We start from the raw sequence: 20456 nt of genomic DNA, 5'->3' as shown, positions 1-20456 counted from the left end.
CCCCGTCCTGCCCGGATCCTCCGCTCGAAGGTGAACATGACACCTCTTGAATCGTCCGGTCGTCCCTCGCCCATGGGCCGCCCACTGTGGTCGGCCACCGTCCTTCTCACCACCCTGGCCGGTACGGCGGCCGTGGTCGCCGCCGTGCTCGGCACCGGCCCGGAGGCGACGGCGGTCACCGCGCTGGCGGCCGGAGCCGCCGGGCTGACCCTGGTGCTGCTGGCGGTGCTCCGGCGCCGGCAGCGGGCCGCCTGGGCCGCGTTCGGCGAGCGCGAGCGGGAGTTCGAAAGACAGGTGCGCGGCTACCAGCAGCAGCTGGCGGAGCGCGAGAGGCAGTGGCAGGAACGGGCCGAGGCGCGGTCGGCGGCGGTGGACAACGCCCTCGAACACCTGCTCCGGGCCCGGCTCCCGGCCGTGCTGACCGGATCGCCGGTACCGTCCACACCGCGCGATCCGCTGCTGGACGACCGGACCGCCGGCCTCGTCGACGAGGTCCTCGCCGAGGCGACCAGCGCGCTGAAGCGGTCGGACGAGCGCGAGGAGTCGTTGCGGCTGGCGGTGGTGGCGCTGTCCCGCCGGGTGCAGACGGCGGCGCACTCCATCCAGGAGCAGGTCTCGCTGATGGCCGACCGCCACCAGCACGACCCGGACGTGGTGGAGTCCAGCATGCGGGTCGACCACGCCGCCGCGCAGCAGGCCCGGCACGCGCAGAGCCTCGCCGTGCTCTGTGGAGAGTGGCCGGGGCAGCAGTGGCAGGAGCCGCTGGCCATGGTGGACGTGGTGCGTGCCGCATCGGCCCGGATCCTGGCCTACCAGCGGGTCGAGGTCTCCGGCGACCAGGACGTGGCGGTCGCCGCCGAGGTGGTGGAGCCGGTCATCCACCTGGTGGCGGAGCTGCTGGCCAACGCCACCCAGTCGTCCCCGCCGGCCACCACCGTGCCGGTGACGGTTCGGCGGGTGCAGCGCGGTGCGGTGATCGAGGTCGACGACGGCGGCATCGGGATGGACGACCACCGCCTGGAGCAGGCCCGGGAGACGGTCTCCGGGCGGCGCCCGGTCGGGCTGGGTGAGCTCGGCGAGATTCCGCAGACCGGGCTCGCCGTCGTCGGCCACTACGTCCGCCGGCACGGTTTCCGGGCTGACCTGAGCGAGTCGCCGTACGGCGGGCTGCGGGCCGTGGTGCTGATCCCGTCGAAGGTGGTGGAGACGGTGGACCCGCCGGAGGCGGTGGTGCTGCGCTCGCCGGCCGTGCTGCCGGCGCAGCCGCCGGCGGCACAGTCGGAACCGGGGCCGAGGCCGGTCGAGGCGGAACCCGCCGACCCGGCCACCGGCGTGACGCTGCCCCGCCGACGGTCCCGCCGCGGCGAGTCCGCGTCGGTCACTCCGGTCGCGGCGGAACCGGCCGCGGCGTCCGCCGAGCCGACACCCGAGCAGGCCGGCTCCTGGATGGGCGCCTTCATCTCCGGCACCCGGACCGGTGACGAGCCGGACATCACAGTTGCATCCGAGGAGTTCCGCCCACACGGAGGAGTGGACGCCATGCCGTCAACCACCAACGCGCCTGACCGCCCCGTCCGCCCCACGGACGACGCCACGGGTCCCATGGGCGGCTCCTGATGAGCGCGATGCAAGACCAGAGCTGGATGCTGGCCGAGGTGGTCTCGGTGCCGTACGTCCGGCACGCCGTGGTGCTCTCCGCCGACGGCCTGGCGATGGTCCGGTCCGAGCACACCGACCAGGACGTCGCCGACCGGCTCGCGGCCGCCTCCTCCGGGTTGCAGTCGCTCGGTCGCAGTGTGGGCCGGGAGTTCGGGTCGGGCGGCCGGTCCCTCCGGCACTTGATGATCGAGTTCGACGGCGGATACCTGTTCCTGCGGCGGGCCGGCGACGGCTCACATCTGGCGGTGGTGACCGAGCCGGCCGTCGATCCGGCGCTGATCGCGCACCAGATGCAGGCACAGGTGAACCGGATCGGTGAGCGGAACCTCGCCACGACGGCACGGCACGGCAGCGGGGCCTGACGCTTCCGGCCGGTGGCCGGGGCAGCCGTAGGTGTGGCGCACCGTCGCGCCCACGCCCGCGCATCACAGTTGCATCCGAGCAGTTCCGCCCCAGACGGAGGAGTCGACGCCATGCCGCCAACCACCACGCCGCCGCCAATCATCACCACGGCTGACCGCCCCATGGCCGATGCCGCCGGCCGCCCGGGCGGCTCCAGATGAGCCGGCGGAGCAGGGTGTGACCCCGCGGGAGAAGCGGAGCGGCGCCTACCGGGACACGGCGCTGCGCCCGTACGTGCTCACGAAGGGCCGGGCTCGGCCGTCCCGCAACACCATAGGGATCGACACGCTACTGGTCGCCGCCGATCCGGCGCCACCCCTGCCGGTCTCGGCCGGTCGTCAGGAGCGCGCCCTGCTGGCCATGTGCCGTGGGCTGCTGTCGCTCGTCGAGGCCGCCGCTCGGCTGAAGTTGCCGGTGAGCGTCGTACGCGTGCTCGCCAGCGACCTGGTCGACTCCGGCCACCTGACCGCGCGGGCCGGAAGCCCGCGCGCCGAACAGCCTTCCCGGGAACTACTGCAAGAGGTGCTGAATGGGCTCCGCGCTCTCTGACCGCTACCTACCCGGCACCGTGACCAAGTCGGTGAAGATCCTCGTGGTCGGCAGCTTCGGGGTCGGCAAGACCACCCTGATCGGCTCGGTCAGCGAGATCACCCCGCTGCGGACCGAGGAGACCATGACCCAGGTCAGCGAGGGCGTCGACGACCTCACCGGCCTGCCGGGGAAGGCCACCACCACGGTCGCGATGGACTTCGGCCGGATCACCCTCGACGAGAGCCTGGCGTTGTACCTTTTCGGTGCGCCCGGGCAGCGGCGCTTCTGGGACCTCTGGGAAGGGCTGGCCGAGGGTGCCGCCGGGGTACTGGCCCTGGTCGACACCCGACCCGGCCGGCTGGAGGCCAGCTTCGAGGTGTTCGACCAGTTGGAGATCGGCACCCGGTTGCCGTTCGTCGTGGCGGTCAACCACTTCCCGGACACGGTGCGGCACAGCGCCGAGGAACTGCGTACCGCCCTTGACCTGCTGCCGGAGACGCCGATCGTGGACTGCGACGCCCGGGATCGCGCCTCGGCCCTGACCGCGCTGACGGCCCTCGTCGCGCACGCCGTCGACCTCGCCGCCCCGGCCGGCGACCCGACTCCGGACCGGACCCGTCCGGCCGCTCAGGAGGTGGTTTCGTGACAGCCGCGACGTCGCGTCGGGAGGCGGGCACTCCCGCGTCCCTCGACGACATGACCGGGTTGACTCCGCTGGTGGCGACGACGATGTGTCCGGAGCCGCGACACGTCTTCCAGAAGCTGCGTGAGGAGTACGGCCCGGTCGCGCCGATCGAGCTCGAACCGGGGATCAACGCCTGGCTCGTGCTGGGATACCACGAGGTCCTGACCGTCGCCCGGCAGGAGCAGACCTATTCCTGTGACCCCACCGACTGGTCGGTGTACCAGGCCGGCCGGCTCGCACCCGACTCACCGGTCCGCCCGATGATGTCGCCGTACAACAACGCCTTCTTCACCAACGGGGAGCGGCACCGACGGCTGCGTGCCCCGATCGACGGCGGGATCGCCACGATCGACCAGCGGCAGATGCGGCGTGCCGTCGCGGCGCTCTGCACCGAGGTGATCGCCGGTTTCGCGGCCCGGGGCGAGGCCGACCTGGTCGCCGACTACGCCGCGGTCGTCCCGATGCTCGCCATCGCGGACACGTTCGGCCTGGACGCCGTGCAGGGGCGGGCCCTTTACCTCGCGCTGCAGCAGCTCTACGCCTGGCAGGCCGACGCCGCGGCCGCGCACCGCCGGGTGATGGAGATCCTCGCCGAGGTGGTCGCGGCGCGTCGGGCGACGCCGACGAAGGACCTGACCAGTTTCCTCGCCGCCCATCCGAACCTGCGCGGGGACGCCGAGATCTACGACACCATGCTGCTGCTGATCGTGGCGTCGAACGAGAACACCGTCAACTGGATCGGCCAGACGCTGCGGCTGATGCTCACCGACGAGCGGTTCGGCGGCCGCCTCCGGGGCGGCCGGCTCGGCGTGGACGACGCGCTGGACGAGGTGCTGTGGCGGGATCCGCCCTTCACCAACGCGGCGGCCCGGTACGCGATGTCCGACGTCGAGCTGGGCGGGCAGTTGATCCGGCGTGGCGACGCGCTGATTCTCGGCCTGGCCGCCGCCAATGCCGATCCGCGAATCCATACCGCCGGTGAGACGTGGTCGGAGGTCGGCAACCGGGCTCACCTCGCCTGGAGCGCCGGTCCGCACGCCTGTCCGGCCACCATTCCGGCCTGGCTCATCGCCCGGACCGCCGTCGAGACCGCCCTGCATCAGCTGTCAGGAGTCCGGTTGGCGGTCGCGCCGGAGGAGGTGGCGCCGGTCGCCTCGTCCTGGACGCGCGGCCCGGCGTCGCTGCCGGTGCGCTTCACGCCCGCCGACCAGCCCTGACCTCCGGTCCTGGCCTCCGGTCCTGAGCACCCTCCCTGGGCGACCGGGCCGGGTCGAACCAGCCCGGGAACGGGACGGGGAGGTCCCGGGTCAGAGGTCGGTCGACGGCGGCACCCGCCCGGCCAGCCGGCGGGTGGTGGCGTGCAGCCCGAAGAGCGTGTAGCCGACCAGGATCGGGGTCAGCGGCGGGAGGACGAGCACGCAGAGCAGGAGGGCCAGCGCGACGGTACCGGTGCTGCCGAGCAGGATCACCGGCCGTTCCCGGAGCGTCCGGGTCGACTCGCGGACCGCGTGCCGCCAGCCGTCGCCGCCACGCTGACCGAGGCGTACCACGGTCAGCCCGGCGAAGCCGCCGGCCGCCGCCGCCAGCGCGGCGGTGACCACCACCAGCACCGCGCCGCCGGGTACGACGCCCCGGGTCAGCGCCAGCAGGTTCACCGCGAGTACCGCGGCGGCGATCCCGGCGAGCAGGGTGGGCAGGATGCCGGGCAGCACGGCGCGGCGGAAGTCCCGCAGCACGGGTCGGGTCCCGGGCCAGCTCCCCGTCTCGATCCAGGTGTGCAGCGCGGCGCTGCCGGTGCCGACCGCCGCTCCGGCGGTGACCACCGGCAGTGCCGCGACGGTGGTGACGATGCCGAGCAGCGCCAGATCGGCGGCGTTGCGCAGGGTGTCCCGCCAGTCGGGTCGGGTGGCCGGGGCGGGCTGCTCCGGCCAGTTCGGTGCGGGTGGCTCGGTCATGTCCCGAGTCTGCATCCCCGACACCTCAACCCTTGAGCCCACTGGTGTTGATGCCCTGTACCAGCATCCGCTGGAAGGCCAGGAAGAAGACGAAGACCGGCAGCAGCGACAGTACGGACATCGCGAACATCGGCCCGAGGGATGTCTGCCCGCTGGAGTCGATGAAGAGCCGCAGCCCGATCGGCACCGTGTAGCTGGTCGGGCTCGGCAGATAGACGAGCTGGGTGAAGAAGTCGTTCCAGGTCCAGATGAACGAGAAGATCGCCGTGGTGACCAGGGCCGGCCGGCTCAGCGGCAGGATCACGTGCCGGAACACCCCGTACGGCGAGCAACCGTCGATCTTGGCGGCGTCGTCCAGCTCGCGCGGGATGCCGCGCATGAACTGCACCATCAGGAAGACGAAGAACGCCTCGGTGGCGAGCAGCTTCGGCACGATCAGCGGCAGCGGGGTGTCGACCCAGCGGAAGTAGTTGAACATCACGTACTGCGGCACGATCAGCACGTGGCTGGGAAGCAGCAGGGTACCGATCATGACGGCGAACCAGAGCCTGCGCATCCGGAACCGCAACCGGGCGAAGGCGTAAGCGGCCACCAGGCAGGAGAGCGCGTTGGCGACCACCGTGGCCAGGGCGATCACCGTGCTGTTCAGGAAGAACCGGCCGAAACTCAGGCCCCTGATGTAGTTCCAGCCGTCCGGGTAGTTGGCCCAGGTCACCTTCTCCGGAATCACCGAGAGGTTGCTGACCACCTCGGTCGGTGACTTCAGGGACGAGCCGGCCATCCACAGCAGCGGATAGAGCACGAAGGCGAGCACCCCGACGAGCGCGAGGACCCGGACCACGCCGCGCCAGCGGCGGCCGGTGGCCGAGGTTGCCCGGACTGCCTGGACTGCCATCAGTCGTCTCCGTCGGAGTAGTGCACCCAGAACCGGCCGGTGCTGAAGAAGATCACGGTGATCACCGCGATGGCCAGCAGGAAGACCCAGGAGAGCGCCGACGCGTAGCCCATCCGGAACTCTCCGAAGCCCTGGTCGTAGATGTGCAGGGTGTAGAGGAGCGTGGAGTAGACCGGCCCGCCGGTGCCGTTGCTGATCACGTATGCCGAGGTGAAGCCCTGGAATCCGTTGATCGTCTCCAGCACCAGGTTGAAGAAGATCACCGGGGAGAGCATCGGCAGGGTGACGTTCCAGAACTGGCGGACCCGGCCGGCGCCGTCGACCGAGGCGGCCTCGTAGAGCTCGGTCGGCACCTGCTTCAACCCGGCGAGGAAGATCACCATCGGGGCGCCGAACTGCCAGATGGCCAGCACCATCAGCGTCTCCAGCGCCCAGCTCGGGTCGTTCACCCAGGCCCGGCCCTGGATTCCGAAGAGGCCGAGGAAGCTGTTGAACGCCCCGTCACCGCCGAACATGGCCCGCCAGACCAGGGCCAGTGCGACACTGCCGCCCAGCAGCGAGGGCAGGTAGAAGAGGCTGCGGAACAAGCCGACGCCGCGCCGTTCGCGGTTGAGCAGCAGCGCGACGCCGAGCGCGGCGGCGAGCTTGAGCGGCACCGCGATCAGGGCGTACGTCAGGGTGACCGTCACCGCGTGCCAGAACGCCGGATCCTCGCCGAACATCCGCCGGTAGTTGTCCAGCCCGACCCACTCGACGAGTTCCCAACTGGAGAGCACGTCGTAGTTGGTGAAGCTCAGGTAGAGCGAGAAGAGCATGGGGAAGGCGGTGATCGCCATCAGGCCGATCAGCCACGGGGAAAGGAAGACGTAGCCGGCGACCCCTTCGGCGCGGTGCCGGCGCCGACCGGCCCGCGTCCGCCGGCCCGGCGTGCCGGCCGGCGCCGGGTCGTCGGGACGCGGCTTGGTCGCCGTGGATAGAGCCACGGGTTGGTTCTCCTCTCGAAGGACGCTCCGGCAGGGGTGGGGAGCCGGGCAACCGGCTCCCCACCCCTGGCCTCGGGCGGTCAGCCGGCGAGCGCCGCCTGGGCCTCGGCGAAGAACTGCTTCGCGGCGTCCTCGGGGGTGGCGCGACCGTAGGTCACGCTCTCCGCGATGTCACGCAGCTTGTTGCGCAGCCCGCTGTGCCCCTTCGGCGGCGGCGTGGGCGCCGGGCCGAACTTGGGGGCGAGGGCGTTCTCGAATTCCACCGTCGTCTTCATCGCCGGGTCGGTCAGGCCCGCCGCGACGGAGGTCCGGGTGTCCATGTTCGACGGCAGGCCGCGGTCGACACCGAAAATCTTCGCCACCTCCGGGTCGTTGACCAGGAAGTTGATCAGGTCGGCCACCGCCTCCGGGTGCTTGGTGCTGCGCGACCCGGCCCAGTACAGCGAGGCACGCGCCCACTGACCCTTCGGGTCGCCGGGGTACGCGACCATGCCGAGCTCGTTCTTGGTGGCCTTCTGCAACTCGCCGAGCTGGTTGGACCACATGAACGAGGTGGCGGCCTTGCCGGTCACCACGAGCTGGGTGGCGACGCTGCCGGTGACCGCCTCGTGCACGACGTCGGCCGGCGGGGTGGCGTTCTTGGCCCGGGCACCCTGCCAGAGCCGGAACCAGGCGGCGAGGTCGGCCTCGGTGAACGCCAGCTTGTTGCCGTCGTAGAACTCCTTGCCCTGGGCCCGCAGCCACAGCCACAGCGCCTTGTAGTCGGAGCTGGTGTCCATGGTGCCCCAGTACTTGCCACCGCCCTTGGCGGTCACCTGGGATGCCCAGTCGAAGAGCTGCTCGTAGCTCCAGCCCTCCTGGGGCTCGCCGACGCCGAGCTCCTTGAGCTTGGTCTTGTCGTAGATCATGGCCGGCGTGTTCTCGCCGGTCGCGATCGCCACCTGCTTGCCGTCGAGCTGGCCGTACCTGGTCAGCCCCTCGGCGTGCTTGGACAGGTCGATCCTGTTGTCCTTGACGTACGGCGTCAGGTCGAGGGTGACGTTGCGGCTCGCGTACTCCGCCAGCCCGTTGTCGTCGATCTGGAAGACGTCCGGGGCGTTGCCACCGGCGGAGATGGTGGCGAGCTTGTCGTAGTAGCCGTCGAAGGCCTGCCAGACGGGCTTGATGGTGACGTTCGGATTCTTCTGCGTGTAGAGGTCGAGTGCCTTCTGGGTCATCTCGGCCCGGGCCTCACCGCCCCACCAGAAGAACTCGATGCTGACCGGGCCGCCCGGCTCCTTCGCCTCGTCGTCGCCGCAGGCGGCCGCGCCGAGGACGAGGGGCACGGCGACCATGGCGGCCGTGAGGCGGCGCAGCAGGTCCCGGCGATGCAGGCTGCGGTGACCAGGCGCGGTGGACGCGTCTGCTGTCGGGGGTGTGCGGGGGTGCATTGTGCTCACTCCTTGGCGTTAGGAGGCGACACTTTCGGGGGTGGCCGCGGTCGTCGCGCCGCCCGGGTCCGGATGGCCGTGCGGACCCGGGCGAGCGGGAGATGCCGCGCCCGGACGGTCGGCTGGTGCCGCCGCCCCGGGCCGGTCGGCCGAAGCCGCCGGACCGACACCCGTCGAGTCGCGGATGACCAACTCGGTCTGCAGGCTTACCTGTGCGGTGGTGCGACGGTCGTCGGTGGTGCTGGCCCGCCCGCCGCCGCGCCCGGCGCGTGCGGAGGCGGAACCGTCGTGTTGCAGGAGCATGTCGACGGCCGTCCGGCCGGCGGCCGCGGCTGGCGTGGCCACCGTCGTCAATTTGGGTCGGGTGAGTCGGCTCAGCGCGATGTCGTCGATGCCGACGACGCTGATGTCCCGGGGCACCCGTAGCCCGAGCGAGTCAAGCCCTTCCATCAGGCCGATCGCCATGAGGTCGTTGTAGGCGAGCACGGCGGTGGCGCCGGTCCGGCGTACCTGTTCCGCCATGGCGAGGCCGCCGCCCTCGGTGGGCGGGTTGGGCCCGAGCACGGTCAGCGAGGCGTCCGCGGCCCGGGCGGCGGCGGTGGCCGCCCGGCGGATCTCCCGGTTGGTCCACGAGCCGCGTGGGCCGCCGAGCAGCGCGAGTGCGCGGTGCCCGAGGCCGGTCAGGTGTTCGACGGCGAGCCGGGCGCCCTGGCCGACGTCCATCACCACCGCCGGCAGGCCGGTGACCTGGCGGTTGATCACGACCAGCGGTACCTCGCGGCTGAGCTGCTCGATCAGGCTGTTGCTCATCCGTGGGCTGCACAGCAGCACGCCGTCGACCTGCTTGGCCAGGGCGTGCACCAGGTCCTCCTCGGCCGCCGGGTCCTCGTTGGTGTCGGCGATGAAGATGTGGTAGTCGCGCTGCCGGGCCTGGCTCTCCGCCGCCTTGATCAGTGGCGGGAAGAACGGGTTGGCGATGTCGGCGATGATCAGGCCGATGTTGTGGGTGCGGCCGGTGATGAGCGCTCGGGCGGCCCGGTTGGGCCGGTAGCCGAGGTCCTCGGCGCAGGCCAACACCCGGTTGCGGGTCTCCGGGTTGACCAGGTGCGGAGCCGAGAACGTCCGCGAGACGGTGGAGATGTGCACTCCGGAGGCCCGCGCGACGTCGCGAATGGTGGCTGGCACGCGAGTCCTCTCTGTGGCTGCCGATGTGTCTACCGTCACTGCGGTCCGCCAATTAATGCAAACGGTTGCTCAGGTGTCAACGGGACTCGGTCACGGCTTTGTTGCGTTACGCAGCGAGGGAGGCACTCCAATAGTTATAAATACGGATAAAGGACACAGCATTGTCGGCGGGCGTTGACGGCCGCCCCGCTGGCATGGTTACTTCTCCTGCAAACCTTTGCAGCCATCGGAGGCGAGCTGGGATGTCGGTAACCCCGGGAAGGCAGCGTTTCGCCCTGGTCGGTACGGGCGCGCGCGCCGAGATGTTCGTCCGGGCCCTGGTGCTGGACCACCCGAACACGGCCGAACTCGTCGCCTTCGCCGACGTCAACCCGGCCCGGATGAACGCGCACAACGGCTGGCTCGCCGAACTCGACTTCGACCCGGTGCCGACGTACCTGGCCAGCGAATTCTCCTCGATGCTGGAGAAGGAACGGGTCGACGTGGTCCTGGTGACCAGTGTGGACCGCACGCACGACGACTACATCGTCGCGGCGTTGCGGGCCGGCTGCGACGTGATCACCGAGAAGCCGATGACCACCGACGTGCCCCGGTGCGAGCGGATCCTGCGGGCTGTCGAGGAAACCGGCCGGAAAGTTTCGGTCGCCTTCAACTACCGCTACAACCCGTTGCACGAGAAGGTTCGGGAGGTGCTCGCCGAGGGCGCCATCGGCGAGATCGGCTCCGTGCACTTCGAGTGGCTGCTCGACGTACGCCACGGTGCCGACTACTTCCGGCGTTGGCACCGGGACAAGGCCAACTCCGGCGGCCTGATGGTGCACAAGGCGAGCCACCACTTCGACCTGGTCAACTGGTGGCTGGACGCCAAGCCGGTCCAGGTGTACGCCGCCGGACGGCTCTTCTTCTACGGCGACGCGGCCGGCCGGCGGCACGGCTACGCCCGCCGGTATGACCGGGCACACGGCTCGGCGGCCGCCGCCGACGATCCGTTCGCGCTGCACCTGGCCGACCACCCGAGGCTGCGGGCGCTCTACCTGGAGGCGGAGGCCGAGGACGGCTACCACCGCGACCAGAACGTCTTCGCCCCCGGGGTCACCATCGAGGACGACATGGCGGTGCTGGCGCAGTACGACAGTGGTGCCACGATGACCTATCACCTGACCGCGTACGCACCCTGGGAGGGTTACCGGGTGATGTTCAACGGCAGCCGGGGGCGGCTCGAACTGGAGGTGGTGGAGAGCGACTTCGTCAGCCCGCAGGCGGCCGGCGAGCTGAAGGGCGCCGCGCTGCACGGGGTACAGGCGGCCGTGGAGGAGGGCTGGGCGAAGATCACCCTGCGGCCGTTCTGGGAGCAGCCCCGGGAGGTACCGGTCTCCGGCTACACCCGCACCGGACACGGCGGCGCGGACGCCCGGATGACCGCGGTGCTCTTCGGCGGCCACACCGACCCGATGGACCGGGCCGCCACCGCCCGGGACGGCGCACTCGCCCTGCTCACCGGCCTGGCCGCGAACCGATCCTTCGAAACCGGGCAGCCGGTCCGCGTCACCGACCTGCTCACCATCCCCTGACCCGGCTGTAGGGAAGGGGCCCTTCTACAACAGAGAACGATAAGAAGGGGCCTTCCCTACCGCTCTGACCGCGAGGAGTTCGCCAGTGTCCGCGTCGTCCGATCGGCCTGATCTGCTATTTCCGTCCGAGCCCAGCCAACGCTCGATCGCCCGCGAGCTGTACGCGCTGGTCCGGGACCGGCCGCTGATCTCGCCGCACGGGCACGTGGACCCGGGCATCCTCGCCGACGACGTCGCCTTCCCGGACCCGGCGCGGCTGATCATCGTGCCGGACCACTACCTGACCCGGATGCTGCTCAGCCAGGGGGTCCCCCCGGCCGAGCTGGGCGTACCGGCGGTGGACGGCGGGCCGGTCGAGACGGACGGGCGGACCATCTGGCGGCGCTTCGCGGCGCACTGGCACCTGTTCCGGGGCACCCCGAGCCGGCTCTGGCTGGAGGAGACCTTCCGGAAGGTCTTCGGGATCGAGACCCGGCTCTCGACGGAGACCGCCGACGAGATTTACGACGCGATCGCGGCGCAGCTCGACCAGCCGGAGTTCCGGCCCCGGGCGCTCTTCGAACGCTTCAACATCGAGGTGCTGGCCACCACCGAGTCGCCCCTGGACGACCTGGGCCGGCACGCCAAGCTCGCCGCGGACGGCTGGGGCGGGCCCGGTGGACGGGTGGTCACCACCTTCCGGCCGGACAACGTCGTGGACATGGAGTTCGACGGCTGGGCCGCCAACGTCGCCCGGCTCGGCGACATCACCGGCGAGGACACCGGCCGGTACCCCGGGTACCTCGCCGCGCTGCGCAGCCGCCGCCAGGCGTTCATCGCCGCCGGAGCCACCTCCACCGACCACGGCCACCCGACCGCGCTGACCCTGCGGCTGGGCGAGGCCGAGGCGAGCACCCTCTACCAGCGCGGCCTGCGCGGCGAGGCCACCACCGAGGACGCCGAGGCGTTCCGGGCGCACATGCTTGTGGAGTTCGCCCGGATGTCCATCGAGGACGGTCTGGTGATGCAGCTGCACCCCGGCTCGGTACGCAACCACAACCGCTGGCTCTACGCCAAGCACGGCCGGGACGTCGGCGGCGACATTCCGCAGGCCACCGAGTACCTGCACGCGCTCACCCCGCTGCTGGACGCGTACGGCAACGATCCCCGGCTGCGGGTCGTCGTCTACACCCTGGACGAGTACACCTTCACCCGGGAGCTGGCCCCGCTGGCCGGCGGCTACCCGGCGCTCTACCTCGGCGCACCCTGGTGGTTCCTGGACTCACCCGAGGTGCTGCGCCGGTTCCGGGAGGCCGTCACCGAGACCGCCGGCTTCTACAACACCGCCGGATTCGTCGACGACACCCGGGCGTTCTGCTCGATCCCGGTCCGCCACGACGTGGCCCGGCGGATCGACGCCGGCTTCCTGGCCCGGCTCGTCGCCGAGCACCGGCTGCCACTGGACGAGGCGGCCGAGACCATCGTCGACCTCGCCTACCACCTGCCCAAGAAGGTCTTCAAGCTCGACAGTCCAGACCGGTGAGCGCGAGGAATGAGCGAGCGCAGCGAGTGAGTCCCGCAGTCGGGAACGAAAGGCAAGCCGGTGAGCGCGAGGAATGAGCGAGCGCAGCGAGTGAGTCCCGCAGTCGGGAACGAAAGGCAAGCCGGTGAGCGCGAGGAATGAGCGAGCGGAGCGAGTGAGTCCCGCAGTCGGGAACGAAAGGCAAGCACAGTGACGGTTACCATCACCGGTGTCGACGTGCACGACGTGCGGTTTCCGACGGCGGCGGCCGGGGACGGCTCGGACGCGATCAACCGGGGCGACTACTCGGCCAGCTACGTCGAGTTGCGCACCGACGCGCCGGACGGGACCTTCGGGGCCGGGTTCACCTTCACCAACGGCCGGGGCAACGAGCTGACCTGCGCCGCCATCCGGGCGTTGGCCCACCACGTGGTCGGCCGGACCATGACGGAGATCGTCGCGAATCCGGTGGCGTTCTGGCGGTCGCTCACCGCCGACGTGCAGCTGCGCTGGCTGGGGCCGGAGAAGGGCGTCATCCACATGGCGACCGGTGCCCTGGTCAACGCGGTCTGGGACCTGCGGGCCAAGCTGGAGGGCAAGCCGCTGTGGCGGCTGCTCGCCGAGATGCCGAGCGAGGAACTGGTCCGTAACGTCGACTTCCACCACATCGTCGACGCGATCAACCCGGCCGAGGCGGTCGCCATCCTGGAGAAGGGGCAGGTCGGCCTCCCGGACCGGCTCGCCGAGCTGGCCCGGGACGGGTTCCCGTCCTACACCACCTCGGTCGGCTGGCTCGGCTATCCGGACGACAAGGTCCGGGCGCTGACCCGTGAGGCGTACGCGCAGGGGTGGCGGGCGATGAAGATGAAGGTCGGCGGCCCGGTCGACGACGACGTTCGCCGGGCGCGGATCATCCGCGAGGAGATCGGCCCGGACGCGCTGCTGATGATGGACGCCAACCAGGTCTGGGACGTCGACGAGGCGATCGCCAACATGTCCCGGCTGGTGGAGTTCGACCCGTACTGGATCGAGGAGCCGACACACGCCGACGACGTACTCGGGCACGCCCGGATCGCCGAGGCGGTGACCGGGCTCTCCGGCGGGCGCTGCCGGGTCGCCACCGGCGAGGTGGCGGCGAACCGGGTCATCTTCAAGCAGCTCATGCAGGCCGAGGCGATCCGGGTCTGCCAGATCGACGCCTGCCGGATCGGCGGGGTCAACGAGGTGCTCTCGGTGATGCTGATGGCGGCGAAGTTCGGCGTGCCGATCTGCCCGCACGCCGGCGGCGTGGGCCTCTGCGAGTACGTCCAGCACCTGGCGATCTTCGACTACCTGCGGGTCGGCACCTCGCTGGACGGCCGGATGGTCGAGTACGTCGACCACCTGCACGAGCACTTCGTCGACCCGGTACGCACCCGAGGGGGCCGCTACCTGTTGCCGGAGCAGTCCGGTTACAGCTCCACGATGAAGCCGTCGTCGGTCGCCGAGTACTCCTTCCCGGGTGGCCCGGTATGGGCGTGACCGTCGGCGCCTCGCGGCTGGGCCTCGGCGCGCTGCGCCGACTGCCGTCCTCGTGCCGGCCGCTGATCCGGCCCGGTGCCGTACCGGCCGGGATCGTGCACCTCGGGCTGGGCGCGTTCCACCGGGCCCACCAGGCGGTCTACACCGAGGAGGCGGTGGCGGCGGCCGGTGGCGACTGGGGCATCGTCGGGGTGGCACCGCGCAGCACCGAGATCGTGACCACGCTCGCCGCCCAGGACTGCCTGTTCAGCGTCACCAGCACCTCCGGGGCGGGCAACCAGACCCGGGTGGTGGGGGCGCTCACCGAGGTCCGGCACGCGGCCAGCGACCCGGCGGCGATCGTCGCGCTGCTGGCCGACCCGGCGATCCGGGTGGTCACGCTCACGGTGACCGAGAAGGCGTACCAGCTCGACCCGGCGACCGGTCGGCTCCGGCCGGACGAGGCGATGCTGGCCGACCTGACCACCGACCGGCCGCCGCAGACCGTGCCGGGTCTGCTGGTCCAGGGCCTGCTCGCCCGGGCGGTCGCCGACGCCGGGCCGATCGCGCTGGTCAGCTGCGACAATCTGCCGTCCAACGGGGAGCGGCTGCACAGCCTGGTCGGCCAGGCGCTCGACGTGGTCGGCGACGTCGCGGGCGGCCGCTCCGAGCGGATCGCCGGCTGGCTGCGCGACAACGTCACCTTCCCCGGCACGATGGTGGACCGGATCGTGCCGGCGAGCACCCCGCAGACCCTGGCCGACGCGCAGGCGGCGCTCGGGGTCAGCGATCTGGCGGCGGTGGCCGCCGAGCCGTACCGGCAGTGGGTGATCGAGGACCGGTTCCCGGGCGGGCGACCGGCCTGGGAGCGGGCCGGTGCGGTGCTCACCGACGACGCCGGCCCCTGGGAGCGGCTGAAGCTGCGCGCGCTGAACGGCGTGCACTCGGCAACGGCGTACCTCGGCGCGCTGGCCGGCCGGGAGACCATCGCGGAGGCGCTGGAGATCCCGCACCTGGCCGTGGTGCTGCGCCGGCTGATCGCCGAGGACGTGGCGGCCAGCTTCACCCCGCCGGACGGCGTCTCGGTGGTCGACTACGGCGAGGAGGTGCTGGAGCGGTTCGCCAATCCGGTGCTCCGGCACCGCACCATCCAGATCGCGATGGACGGCTCGCAGAAGCTGCCGCAGCGGGTGCTGCACACCATCACGGATCTGCGTGCGGCCGGGGCCCGGCCCCGGTGGGCGGCCCTGGTGGTGGCGGCCTGGATGCGCTTCGCACAGGGCCGGGCCGACGACGGTACGTCGCTGCCGCTGAACGACCCGCTCGCCGACCGGATCCGGGCGGCCCTGGCGGCCGGGCAGGGGACCCCGGCCGGGGTGATGGCGGCGCTGTTCGGGTTGACCGAGGTCTTCCCGGCGGAACTCGCCGCCGACGACGAGGTACGCGAGCTCGTGGTGGAGTGGCTCACCGCGCTGGACCGGCACGGAGTGGAGAAGACGTTGGCGGGTGTCGCATGAGCGGGGTCGGTGCGCCGCCGAGGGTGGCGCTGGTCGGGGCGAGCGGGCACGGGCTGTGGCACCGCCGGATCATCGCCCCGCTGCACGAGGCCGGGCGGCTGGAGTTGGTCGCCCTGGTCGACGTACGGCCGGTGGAGGCGGAGCCGGACGCGCCGGTCCCGCCCGGGGCGCGGATCTTCACCGACCATCGCCAGATGCTTGCGGCGGTACGCCCGGAGGTGGTGGTGATCTGCACGCCGCCGCACACCCACCTGCCGATCGCGTTGGACGCGATCCGGGCCGGCGCGGACCTGCTGCTGGAGAAGCCGCCGGTGCTCTCGCTGGCCGAGCACCGCACCCTGGCCGGCGCGCTGGCCGAGAACGGCCGGGTGGCGCAGATCGGGTTCCAGGCGCTCGGCTCGGCGGCACTGCGCGAGCTGGTCGCGGCGGTCGCCGAGGGCCGGCTGGGTGGGGTCACCGGAATCTCGACGGTGGCGTGCTGGCAGCGTACCGACGGCTACTACGCCCGTGCTCCGTGGGCCGGTCGGCGCAGCCTGGACGGGCGGCCGGCACTGGACGGCGTACTCGTGAATCCGCTGGCCCACGCGGTGATGCAGTGCCTGGCGGTGGCAGCAGCGGCGGTGGCGGCCGGCGCGGTCGCGCCGTTGGGTGCGGTCGACGGCGCCGCGCCGGCCTGGCCGGTCCAGGTCGAGCTGGAGCGCTACCGGACCCGGCCAATCGAGGTGGACGACACCGCCGCGCTGCGGGTGACCCTCGGCTGCGGCCTGCCGGTGCTGGCGGCCGTGACGCTCGCAGGTGAGGACTTCGTCGCCGGTGAGGTGATCGTGCACGGCACCGCCGGCCGGGCGGTGCTGGAGTACACCGCGGACCGGTTGACGCTCCCGGGTGACCCGGGGCCGCGCGAGGTGCCGGACCGGCTGAACCTGCTGGAGAACCTGTTGGCGCACCGAACCGATCCCGCGGTGCCGCTGATCGCGCCGCTGGCCCGGACGGCGGCGTTCACCGCCCTGGTGCAGGCGATCTCGGCGGCACCGGAACCGGAGCTGGTCGAGGGGGAGCGGGTGGTGGCGTCCGGTGCGGGGTCGGACCGGGTGCTGACCATCCGGGGGGTCAACGCGGCGCTGCGCCGGGCGGCGGCCGAGGGCGTGCTCCTCTCGGAGTTGGGTGTGCCGTGGGCGGTGAAGCCGCACCGGGCGGCGGTGGAGCGGGAGATCGGCGATGCGTGACGGTCGGCTGCGGGAGACTGATGATGCGTGACGGCCGGGCCGGATGCGTCAGAACGGGCGACGGACTGCAAATCTCGGGGACAACCGTCCGATAGAAATCGGACCGAATATCCCTCTACTCGGCATTCGGCCGCCGAGCAAATCATCATTGTCCTCAATTTATGCAACATACCTGCAAACAGAACGCATTGACACTTTTAATCGCGCTTACCTACCGTTCATTTACAAGAGGATTTCGTGACCGTTACGAGATTCGGCCAAACGGTAGACAGACGCGGAGAATAGGATGCGATCGAGCAGGTTGACCGCCGCCGTGGTCGGTAGTCTTCTCGTGGTCTCCGGCGCCCTGGTGGTGGCGCCGGCGGTGGCCAGCGCGCACGGCGGAGACGGACTGTCCTGGGCGGCCGGGCTGCTGGGCCGGCAGGCGCTGCCGGCCGGCGACGGCTGGGCCGCCGCAGGACCCGGCACCACCGGCGGCTCGGCGGCCAGCCCGGACCAGGTGCACGTGGTCCGGACCCGGGCCGAACTGGTCCGGGCCCTCGGTGGCGACAACGCCACGAACAGGAACAACGCGACCCCGAAGATCATCTACGTCAGGGGAGACATCGACGGCTTCGAGGCGGCCGACGGGCGACCGCTCGACTGCGCCGACCTGGCGGATCCGGAATACTCGCTGGACGCCTACCTGGCGACGCACGATCCGGCGACCTGGGGGCGGGTGCCGCCGTCCGGGCCGCTGGAGCAGGCCCGGATCCGGTCGGTGGCGAACCAGACCCGGCAGACGCAGATCAACGTCGGGCCGAACACCACCATCGTCGGGCTGCGCGGCGCGACACTCGCCGGGCTGACCCTGATGGTGGACACCGCCGACAACGTGATCGTGCGCAACCTGACCTTCGCCGACGCCCGGGACTGCTTCCCGGCATGGTCGCCAACCGACGGCGACGCCGGCAACTGGAACTCCCAGTTCGACCTGATGTCGGTACGGCGCAGCGAGAACGTCTGGGTCGACCACAACACCTTCACCGACGGCGACAACCCGGACAGCGGGCTGCCGGTCTACTTCGGACGGCCGTACATGGTGCACGACGGGTCGCTCGACATCACCCACACCGCCAGCCGGGTGACCGCCTCGTACAACCGGTTCCTGGCCCGGGACAAGGTGATGCTGATCGGCTCGTCGAACACCGTCGGCCCGGACGTCGGCCGGCTCGACGTCACGCTGCACCACAACCTCTTCGACGGCACCATGCAGCGGCTGCCCCGGGTGCGGTTCGGCCAGGTGGACATCTACAACAACGCCTACCGGCTCGGCGGTGACGCGTTCGGTTACGCGATCGGGGTCGGCGTCCAGTCGGCGGTGTACGCCGAGCGCAACCACTTCACCCTCGGCTCCGGCCTGACCGCGGCGGACCTGCTCCACGACTGGGGCGGCACGGTGATCACCGAGCGGGACAACTGGGTACGCGAGGGCCGCGAGCCGGCCCGGCCGGTGAGCCTGCTGGCCGCGTACAACGCCGAGCACGACCCCGACCTGGGCGGCGACGCGGGTTGGACGCCGACCCTGCGGGCCGGGCCGGTGTTGCCCGCCCCGCTCGTACCGCTGGTGGTGCAGGCGCTGGCCGGAGCCGGCCGGATGCCGGTGTGAACGCTGGCCCGGCCGTCCCGCCGGGCCCAACCCGCGGCGGCGCGGCGCCGCCTTGGAACGCGGTACCCCCACACCACCGCCGTCGCCGCGCCGGCGGCGGCCACCGTCCCACCACCGCACGCCGCGCGCGCCGCGGCGAGCACGGACAATTGGAGGCAAAGGTGCGGAACCGAAGAACCCGTCGCGGCCTGCTGGTCGCGGCCGGCGCGGGCCTGCTGGCCGTCGCGCTGACCATCGGAGTCATCACCGGCCCGGCCCGGGCAGCCACCCTGTTCTCGGACAACTTCGACGACGGCAACGCCGACGGGTGGTCGAAGTCCGGCGGCGACTGGGCGGTCGCCACCGACGGGTCCCCGGCGTACCGGCAGAGCAACGCGGGCAGCGAGCTGGCCCGGGGCTTCGCCGGGGACACCGGTTGGACGAACTACCAGGTCCAGGCCCGGGTCAAACCGCTGTCGTTCAACGGTTCGAACCGGCTGGTCGCGATCGCCGCCCGGGTGAGCAGCGCGACCCGGATGTACCGGCTGGCGCTGATCAACGCGAACCGGGCCGAGCTACAGGCGGTCAACGGCAGCTCGATCACGGTGATCGGCTCGGCGTCGCTCTCGGTGGGCACGGGCAGCTGGTACACCCTGCGGCTGGTGGTCAACGGCAGCTCGATCCAGGGCTTCGTCAACGGTACGCAGGTCGGTTCGGGCAGCAACTCGGCCCAGACCGCCGGCCGGATCGCCCTGGTGACCGTCTACGCCAGCGCCACCTTCGACGACGTCAGCGTCGACACGGTCGGTTCGCAGCCGACCAACCCGCCGACCGGCCAGCCGACGACCTCACCGCCGACCGGCCAGCCGACGACCCCGCCGCCGACGACCGGTCCGACGCTGCCGCCGCAGACCGGGCTGGTCGGCTGGGCCACCCAGAACGGCGGTACCTCCGGCGGCGGCAACGCCGGTGCCACGACGGTGACCAGCGCATCGGCGCTGACCAGCGCGGTCGGTTCCAGCAGCGCGGCGGTGATCCGGGTCTCCGGCACCATCTCCTGCTCCGGGATGCTCCGGGTCCGCTCCAACAAGACCATCGTCGGCGTCGGGTCGAACGCCACCATCTCCGGCTGTGGCTTCACCATCAACGGTGACCGCAACGTCATCATCCGCAACCTGAACTTCCGCAGCTGGGACGATGACGCGATCAACGTCGAGACCGGGGCCACCAACGTCTGGGTGGACCACAACAGCTTCACCGACGGGTACGACGGTGCCGTCGACATCAAGCGCGGCTCCGACTTCGTGACCGTCTCCTGGAACCGGGTGTACGGGCACGACAAGTCGATGCTGCTCGGACACAGCGACGACAACGCCAGCCAGGACGTCGGGCACCTGCGGGTCAGCTACCACCACAACTGGTTCGACGGCTCCGGGACCCGGCACCCCCGGGTGCGGTTCGGCAACCCGGTGCACGTCTACAACAACTACTACTACGACAACGAGTACGGCGTCGCCTCCACGATGGGCGCCGGGGTGCTGGTCGAGGGGAACTACTTCGAGAACGTCGAAGACCCGACCCTGGTCGGGTACGCCAGCTCCGACCCCGGCGCGATCGTGCAGCGCAACAACTACTTCGTCGGCTCCGGCACCCCGCAGAGCGGTGGCGGGAGCGTGGCGGGGATCCCGTACTCGTACCAGCTCGACAACGCCAGCAGCGTGAAGTCGATCGTGACCGGCGGCGCGGGTACCGGCCGGATCGGTCTGTAGCGGATGGCGGGGCACCCACG

The 20456-nt window shown here is 71.3% G+C and carries 17 protein-coding genes; 12 read left to right on the top strand and 5 right to left on the bottom strand.

What is annotated here, in order from left to right; all coding sequences use genetic code 11:
* The first annotated feature begins 72 nt into the window (after nt 1-72).
* The 5 genes from ABNF97_RS15065 to ABNF97_RS15045 all read left to right on the top strand — a co-directional run bounded on the left by ABNF97_RS15065 (nt 73) and on the right by ABNF97_RS15045 (nt 4494).
* Nucleotides 73-1617: an ATP-binding protein gene (locus tag ABNF97_RS15065; protein ID WP_349338915.1), complete on the top strand. Its 1545-nt coding sequence runs from the start codon at nt 73-75 to the stop codon at nt 1615-1617.
* Nucleotides 1617-2021, top strand: a complete 405-nt coding sequence (locus ABNF97_RS15060; RefSeq protein ID WP_207230665.1) for a roadblock/LC7 domain-containing protein — start codon at nt 1617-1619, stop codon at nt 2019-2021. Before ABNF97_RS15065 ends, ABNF97_RS15060 begins: the two co-directional genes overlap by 1 nt.
* Nucleotides 2022-2238: 217 nt before the next feature.
* The gene (locus ABNF97_RS15055; RefSeq protein WP_207230664.1) at nt 2239-2610 is read left to right on the top strand and encodes a DUF742 domain-containing protein; all 372 of its coding nucleotides are present in this window, start codon (nt 2239-2241) and stop codon (nt 2608-2610) included.
* Entirely contained in the window at nt 2591-3238 is a 648-nt protein-coding gene (locus ABNF97_RS15050; protein ID WP_349338914.1) for a GTP-binding protein, read from the top strand. Before ABNF97_RS15055 ends, ABNF97_RS15050 begins: the two co-directional genes overlap by 20 nt.
* Nucleotides 3235-4494: a cytochrome P450 family protein gene (locus ABNF97_RS15045; RefSeq protein ID WP_349338913.1), complete on the top strand. Its 1260-nt coding sequence runs from the start codon at nt 3235-3237 to the stop codon at nt 4492-4494. Before ABNF97_RS15050 ends, ABNF97_RS15045 begins: the two co-directional genes overlap by 4 nt.
* Nucleotides 4495-4584: 90 nt before the next feature.
* Here ABNF97_RS15045 and ABNF97_RS15040 read toward each other — a convergent pair whose 3' ends face one another.
* The 5 genes from ABNF97_RS15040 to ABNF97_RS15020 all read right to left on the bottom strand — a co-directional run bounded on the left by ABNF97_RS15040 (nt 4585) and on the right by ABNF97_RS15020 (nt 9725).
* A complete protein-coding gene (locus ABNF97_RS15040; protein WP_349338912.1) occupies nt 4585-5232 on the bottom strand; it encodes a YesL family protein in 648 nt (215 codons plus the stop codon).
* Between the two features lie 25 nt (nt 5233-5257).
* Nucleotides 5258-6127 carry an ABC transporter permease subunit gene (locus ABNF97_RS15035; protein WP_130465357.1) on the bottom strand — a complete coding sequence of 290 codons (870 nt, stop codon included), beginning with the start codon at nt 6125-6127 and terminating at the stop codon, nt 5258-5260.
* A complete protein-coding gene (locus ABNF97_RS15030) occupies nt 6127-7110 on the bottom strand; it encodes a carbohydrate ABC transporter permease (RefSeq protein ID WP_349338911.1) in 984 nt (327 codons plus the stop codon). Before ABNF97_RS15030 ends, ABNF97_RS15035 begins: the two co-directional genes overlap by 1 nt.
* A gap of 80 nt (nt 7111-7190) precedes the next feature.
* Entirely contained in the window at nt 7191-8540 is a 1350-nt protein-coding gene (locus ABNF97_RS15025) for an extracellular solute-binding protein (RefSeq protein ID WP_130465356.1), read from the bottom strand.
* Nucleotides 8541-8558: 18 nt separating this feature from the next.
* Nucleotides 8559-9725 carry a LacI family DNA-binding transcriptional regulator gene (locus ABNF97_RS15020; protein WP_349338910.1) on the bottom strand — a complete coding sequence of 389 codons (1167 nt, stop codon included), beginning with the start codon at nt 9723-9725 and terminating at the stop codon, nt 8559-8561.
* Between the two features lie 242 nt (nt 9726-9967).
* Between ABNF97_RS15020 and ABNF97_RS15015 the strand changes: the two genes are divergently transcribed.
* The 7 genes from ABNF97_RS15015 (at nt 9968) to ABNF97_RS14985 (ending at nt 20436) form a co-directional block, all read left to right on the top strand.
* The gene (locus ABNF97_RS15015) at nt 9968-11296 is read left to right on the top strand and encodes a Gfo/Idh/MocA family protein (protein ID WP_349338909.1); all 1329 of its coding nucleotides are present in this window, start codon (nt 9968-9970) and stop codon (nt 11294-11296) included.
* Between the two features lie 85 nt (nt 11297-11381).
* On the top strand, nt 11382-12818 hold the full coding sequence (uxaC, locus tag ABNF97_RS15010; RefSeq protein ID WP_130465353.1) for a glucuronate isomerase: 1437 nt from the start codon (nt 11382-11384) through the stop codon (nt 12816-12818).
* Nucleotides 12819-13007: 189 nt separating this feature from the next.
* Nucleotides 13008-14318 carry an enolase C-terminal domain-like protein gene (locus ABNF97_RS15005; RefSeq protein WP_349338908.1) on the top strand — a complete coding sequence of 437 codons (1311 nt, stop codon included), beginning with the start codon at nt 13008-13010 and terminating at the stop codon, nt 14316-14318.
* Nucleotides 14309-15814 (top strand): mannitol dehydrogenase family protein, encoded by a 1506-nt coding sequence (locus tag ABNF97_RS15000; RefSeq protein ID WP_349338907.1) that lies wholly within the window; start codon nt 14309-14311, stop codon nt 15812-15814. Before ABNF97_RS15005 ends, ABNF97_RS15000 begins: the two co-directional genes overlap by 10 nt.
* Nucleotides 15811-17040: a Gfo/Idh/MocA family protein gene (locus ABNF97_RS14995; RefSeq protein WP_349338906.1), complete on the top strand. Its 1230-nt coding sequence runs from the start codon at nt 15811-15813 to the stop codon at nt 17038-17040. The genes ABNF97_RS15000 and ABNF97_RS14995 overlap by 4 nt, the downstream gene beginning before the upstream one ends.
* A 286-nt stretch (nt 17041-17326) precedes the next feature.
* On the top strand, nt 17327-18688 hold the full coding sequence (locus ABNF97_RS14990) for a pectate lyase family protein (RefSeq protein ID WP_349338905.1): 1362 nt from the start codon (nt 17327-17329) through the stop codon (nt 18686-18688).
* A 161-nt stretch (nt 18689-18849) separates the two neighbouring features.
* A complete protein-coding gene (locus ABNF97_RS14985) occupies nt 18850-20436 on the top strand; it encodes a pectate lyase family protein (protein WP_349338904.1) in 1587 nt (528 codons plus the stop codon).
* Nucleotides 20437-20456 lie beyond the last annotated feature (20 nt).

The organism is Plantactinospora sp. B6F1, from assembly GCF_040120695.1.
GTDB lineage: Bacteria > Actinomycetota > Actinomycetes > Mycobacteriales > Micromonosporaceae > Plantactinospora.
This window is presented reverse-complemented; position numbering and strand designations above follow the sequence as displayed.

Coding starts and splice junctions, on each gene's coding strand:
- ABNF97_RS15065 (WP_349338915.1), top strand. CDS start 73: ATGGGCCGCCCACTGTGGTCGGCCACCGTCCTTCTCACCACCCTGGCC.
- ABNF97_RS15060 (WP_207230665.1), top strand. CDS start 1,617: ATGAGCGCGATGCAAGACCAGAGCTGGATGCTGGCCGAGGTGGTCTCG.
- ABNF97_RS15050 (WP_349338914.1), top strand. CDS start 2,591: ATGGGCTCCGCGCTCTCTGACCGCTACCTACCCGGCACCGTGACCAAG.
- ABNF97_RS15040 (WP_349338912.1), bottom strand. CDS start 5,232: ATGACCGAGCCACCCGCACCGAACTGGCCGGAGCAGCCCGCCCCGGCC.
- ABNF97_RS15035 (WP_130465357.1), bottom strand. CDS start 6,127: ATGGCAGTCCAGGCAGTCCGGGCAACCTCGGCCACCGGCCGCCGCTGG.
- ABNF97_RS15025 (WP_130465356.1), bottom strand. CDS start 8,540: ATGCACCCCCGCACACCCCCGACAGCAGACGCGTCCACCGCGCCTGGT.
- ABNF97_RS15015 (WP_349338909.1), top strand. CDS start 9,968: ATGTCGGTAACCCCGGGAAGGCAGCGTTTCGCCCTGGTCGGTACGGGC.
- ABNF97_RS15000 (WP_349338907.1), top strand. CDS start 14,309: ATGGGCGTGACCGTCGGCGCCTCGCGGCTGGGCCTCGGCGCGCTGCGC.
- ABNF97_RS14995 (WP_349338906.1), top strand. CDS start 15,811: ATGAGCGGGGTCGGTGCGCCGCCGAGGGTGGCGCTGGTCGGGGCGAGC.
- ABNF97_RS14990 (WP_349338905.1), top strand. CDS start 17,327: ATGCGATCGAGCAGGTTGACCGCCGCCGTGGTCGGTAGTCTTCTCGTG.